Source organism: Pantoea sp. AS142 (assembly GCF_037152305.1).
GTDB lineage: Bacteria > Pseudomonadota > Gammaproteobacteria > Enterobacterales > Enterobacteriaceae > Pantoea.
The window spans coordinates 1-4650 of record NZ_JBBCMO010000022.1 but is presented as its reverse complement, the minus strand read 5'-3'; the positions used below and the strand labels follow the sequence as shown (position 1 = coordinate 4650).

Genomic DNA, 4650 nt, shown 5'->3' with positions numbered 1-4650 from the left:
AGAACGTGTTCACTCGGTGGAATCAGCATTGCATTCTCCTCTGACAACAGCTTTGCTGTTCAAAGTTTACTCAATCAATGTTGCATTCCACGTAACTTACTAGAGCGCGTAGTTGGAACTGAACACATGAACGCGCTCGCTAAAGTCCTGATTTTTAATCTGGAACCACGGTGCACCCATTTTGATACCCAGTTTTTTTGCGCCCGCGCTACGCGCGATGACGCAGCCGTCGTTGTTCGACAGCACGACTACTGGCTTACCGCGGAGATCGGGGCGAAACAATGCCTCGCAGCTGGCGTAAAACGAGTTGACATCGGCGAGGCCAAACATGGACATGGTCACCTCCGGCGGGCCCGGGTACTGTTAAAGAACCAGGTAACAACACCGAGCAGCTGCAGTTCCTCCGGATAAATTACCGGATAGGCCGGATTCATCGGGAGCAGTGCCAGCGTGGGCTGTAGCTGCAGACGCTTGACCGTAAATTCACCGTTGACCTCCGCGATCACGATGTCGCCATGAGCCGCATTCTCTGCCCGATCAACAACCATGACGTCACCATCGCAGAGACCGAGGTCCCGCATACTGTTTCCACTGGCGCGCACGAAGAAGGTCGAGGCGCGCCGGCGGATGCAGAGCTCATTCAGATCGAGTTCTTTCTCAACGTAATCCTGAGCAGGGGAGGGGAAGCCGGCGGCGCACGGATCGGCATACAGCGGCACCCGGATGCGGGGCGTAAACAGGGGTGGCCAGAGCAATGTCAGGCCTGCTGCATAGTTACCCGGATTCATGACCAGATGCTCCGGTTATGCTGTCGTGTCACTGCAGAAACTCTGTTGATATTGCGCATAAAATTCCTCCTCTTATTTTACTGTTTATATGTACAGTATTATTGAGGTGAATTAATCTGGCAAGAGGGAGCGAAGCGGCCATGAATAAAAGCGAAGCCATGTGTCTGACAGGATGGGGAATTTTATGACGGACAGCCCGACTTTCAGTGCCAGGCTGATTTAATGAGAATGCGGAATGTATGTATCGGGCGTAAGCAGTCCATGCCGGCATCGGTGAAATGACGCTTCCTCGCCACGGCTGTTCGTTCCTCGCTGCGCTGCGGTACGCCTCAGCCGGGCCTGCGGCGAGCGTTACAATTGCACGTTCAGGGAAAGAAATATGCAGCCTTATTTCTCTTCGGGATTGCTTAATCCGGAAACGATACCCGGCGGAGAGATACCCATATAGAGTTTTGTGAACGGTAAGGGCATTAATCTTTTTCTGCGGGTAAAGCCCCGATAAGCTCACTTCCCTGGTGATGAATATTGCCTACTTTTTTACTGACAGGATGCCAGGTAAATGCTTTTTCCGGAACGGCAGCATCATGGGCAATTTCTTCTGCACGCGCTGGAGACGTTTCATGGCTGAGCCATTCACGAACGGCATCAGGCGTAATCACCAGCGGCCGCCTGTCATGTATATCGACCATGCCCTGATTGCTGGCTGATGTGACAATCACGAACCCCTCTTTGCCGTGATCCTGACCGTACGGCTGCCTGCCGATGGCGGCGAAGAAAAGCGGCTCCTTTTTTTTGTGAAATATGAAGAATGGCTGCTTCTCACCACCTTCTTTCTGCCATTCGAACCAGCCGTCAGCAGGCACGATAGCGCGGCCATGATTCCAGAGAGGCTTAAACATGCGGCCGCTCGCTGCCGTCTCACCGCGCGCGTTGATAAGTGGCTGCTTATCCCACCATTCCGGTCCGTAGCCCCAGTACACCGGATCGAGGCGCAGCGAATCTTCCTGTTCGTTTAGAAGAAGTACTCTAGTGCCTGGTGCTACGTTAAAGCGCCCGACAGGTTCCGGATCGAATGTGATTTCGTCCGGGCTCAGGCCGAGTGCATCAAAATAATCATCGCGGCTGCTGTACTGCGCAAATCTTCCACACATAGGTACCTCCTTCTGTTGATGTAAGGATAGCGACGTATACTGATATCTGGAGTATTAATTGCGCCTGCGCGACGGACACCTGGTCGTTATCAGGTTCACCTTACAAGGCTGAAAAGCTGTAAAGAATGGAGCAATTCATGGCCTTTCAGAGTCCAGCCCAGAACTACACCGAAACTCGCCTGAGTCTGGGCGATCTGGTGCATCTTTCCCCATACTCTGCCTATCTCATGCGAAGCGAAATCGACTGTCCTGATGTCGGTATTGTTAAAGGGTCCGTGCTGGCCATCGATCGGGCGCTGAAACCGGCACACGGTCAGCTTATCGTGGCCGAGCTCGACGGGGAGATGACGCTGAGGCGCCTGCTGCTCAATCCGGTTCCCGCCCTGCAGGCGCTGGACGCGGATGAAACTGTTACTTTGCTTGATATAAGCCAGCCGCTCCCCGTATGGGGTGTGGTTGCCTATGCCCTCACGGACGTAGCCGGGGTAGGATTCAGCGGACCTGCAGGAGAATGATTATGTTTGCGCTGGCCGATGCCAATAATTTTTATGCCTCCTGTGAAACCGTCTTCAGGCCGGACCTGCGCGGCAAACCCCTTGTCGTCGTATCGAATAATGACGGCTGCGTCATCGCGCGATCGGCAGAAGCAAAGCGGTTAGGGATTAAGATGGCCGCTCCCCTGTTTCAGAACGAACGCTATTTCAGAGAGAACGGCGTGCAGGTGTTCAGCTCAAATTACGAACTGTAGTAAGTTACGTGGAATGCAACATTGACTGAGTAATCTTTGAGCAGCAGTGTTGCTGTCAGAGGTGAACACAATGCCGATCCCACCGGATGAACACGTCCTGTTACTGGCAGAGCGCTGGCTGAAACTGTTATCCGATCTGGGCCGGACACAGGCCACACTCGCCGCCTACCGATGGAGCGCGCGCGCGGGCTGGTACTGGAAAGCAAAGCCTCTGTCAGACGTTACCTTGAAGAAGTTCCGCTCACACCCGATGAAAGAGCCATCGTGGAACAGGACGCAGAGAAAATCGAACAGGCTCTTAAAAGAATGCCCCTTAAACCCGAAGGTTAAAACGGGCCGCTTTGGGCCAGAAGCGGACGTTGCCAATACTCAGGTACGTTAGCGTCACCACTCGGACTTACGTTATGACAAGCCATAGCCATTGTTCGTGAGTTGCCAGCAGGGTCAAGGAAGGTCAGTACGATCCCCTCGTGTTGTGGGATGTGAAATCACAATAAATTCCACGGGAGACTCCGTGTCGTTTCTGGCTTGATGTTTTGCCCCCGGGGGAATCTCTAATCCCTGCAGGGGTTTAATATTGTGCGTTTCACCCTTAACTCCATAGATAAAACACCATTGAGCACAAAGAAAAACTGTCTTGAGACAGAGTGCCAGTGTCGCTTTTCAGCAGTACCTGACGGCATTTTTTCATGAATGACCAGCATGTCTTGTCGGTTTACCAGATACCAGCCGTCGCAATCATCGCCCCAGACATAATGCTCTGCATTTTCTTTTGAAATCATCATACCTCTCCTGTTTATGCGACTTTTCCAATAATCCAATAATCTGATGAAGTTATACTCAGGTATGATATTGATTCGCAATACATTTTTTCATGGGTTAGTGCATTAAGGAGCTGAATTGCATGTTTCAATATACTGAATAGCCATGGATTAATGGGCATAGGAGTTTATAGACAGGATAGTGAGGTCCGCTTCTCGCTCAAAGCAGACCTTCACTTTCTCTATCCCTCGAAAATGGCCTCTTTAATCCTGATCTCCGCTTGCAAGTTAAGAGGGTATATTATCCCTTACCGAAGAGATGCCGCCGGTAGGGGCGGCATCGGGTGAAAATATCAGGGCCTGTAATCTTCCCACCGGCAGTGGCTACGGTCACAGATGATGGGTGCATCTGACGAACCGCTCACCCTCCACTCATCAAGGAACCGCAGTCCGGCCACCGGAAGCCGCACGCGCCGCCTGAGCGGACTGAATGTCCCGCGTAGGGCGGGGAACGGGCGAACAGTTATGTTTGATGTCAACCTGGGCGTTTTTTTCAAAAGAAGCGCAGTGATTGCTAGTGATGAAAGTCCGCTATGAGTGAAAAGCGGCCGTACGTTGTAGTCACTATACGTGGAGATTTTACTTGCCTAGCCATTTATTCGTTAACAAGGGCAACGTTATCGCCTTTAGACAGTGGTGCCCTGAAATCTTACTCTCTGATTTTTGGCTCTAATTTTCTCTTGGCATCCATAAGACAGAGTGTATTTCCTCCCCCTGAAAAACCCGGATCTAAAGACTGAACGGGGTCATCTTCCCACTTGCAAATAAGGCAAATTTCATAGCTTCCAAGTTGAGTTATAGTATTTTCCTCACAGCAAGGACAGGGATGAAGATTATGTTTTTCATTGCTTACTCCTGTCTTCTATACCTTTTTCACATTTAAACATTGCCATAGGCACTCAATATACATCCTTTGACCTGCTCCCCTTTGATCAACATTGATTGCTGTTAGCTACTTCCGCTTTTGGCACAAAGCGGACTGACGGCAGGCCAAGGTCCGCTATGAGCGATCAGCAGACGTTCGAAATTGGGTCGCCATGGATGTTGCTAACATCGCGGTGTATTAGTCAACCGGGAACAGGTCAGCACAGTAAACTGCGCATCCGTTCACGGTTATTTGCGATGTTCAATGATGCTTTTGG

General features: G+C 51.2%; 3 protein-coding genes and 4 pseudogenes. 2 read left to right on the top strand and 5 right to left on the bottom strand.

Going from position 1 to position 4650, the window contains the following annotated elements; translation table 11 throughout:
* Positions 1–102 precede the first annotated feature (102 nt).
* From WFO64_RS22330 to WFO64_RS22320, 3 genes and pseudogenes are all read right to left on the bottom strand, one after another.
* Positions 103–330 (bottom strand): annotated as a pseudogene (locus WFO64_RS22330) (Y-family DNA polymerase); the annotation flags it as partial.
* 8 nt (positions 331–338) lie between these two features.
* Positions 339–788, bottom strand: coding sequence for a translesion error-prone DNA polymerase V autoproteolytic subunit (gene umuD, locus WFO64_RS22325; RefSeq protein ID WP_109653998.1), 450 nt, complete (start codon positions 786–788; stop codon positions 339–341).
* Positions 789–1258: 470 nt separating this feature from the next.
* Positions 1259–1939, bottom strand: a complete 681-nt coding sequence (locus WFO64_RS22320) for an SOS response-associated peptidase family protein (RefSeq protein WP_337014395.1) — start codon at positions 1937–1939, stop codon at positions 1259–1261.
* 137 nt (positions 1940–2076) lie between these two features.
* Between WFO64_RS22320 and WFO64_RS22315 the strand changes: the two genes are divergently transcribed.
* Positions 2077–2454, top strand: coding sequence for a peptidase (locus WFO64_RS22315; RefSeq protein ID WP_337014393.1), 378 nt, complete (start codon positions 2077–2079; stop codon positions 2452–2454).
* 2 nt (positions 2455–2456) lie between these two features.
* Positions 2457–2684, top strand: a pseudogene (locus tag WFO64_RS22310) (Y-family DNA polymerase); the annotation flags it as partial.
* Positions 2685–3131: 447 nt separating this feature from the next.
* Here WFO64_RS22310 and WFO64_RS22305 read toward each other — a convergent pair.
* Both WFO64_RS22305 and WFO64_RS22300 read right to left on the bottom strand, forming a co-directional pair.
* Positions 3132–3469 (bottom strand): annotated as a pseudogene (locus WFO64_RS22305) (cupin domain-containing protein).
* A 688-nt stretch (positions 3470–4157) separates the two neighbouring features.
* Positions 4158–4322, bottom strand: a pseudogene (locus WFO64_RS22300) (CPCC family cysteine-rich protein); the annotation flags it as partial.
* Positions 4323–4650: the final 328 nt, after the last annotated feature.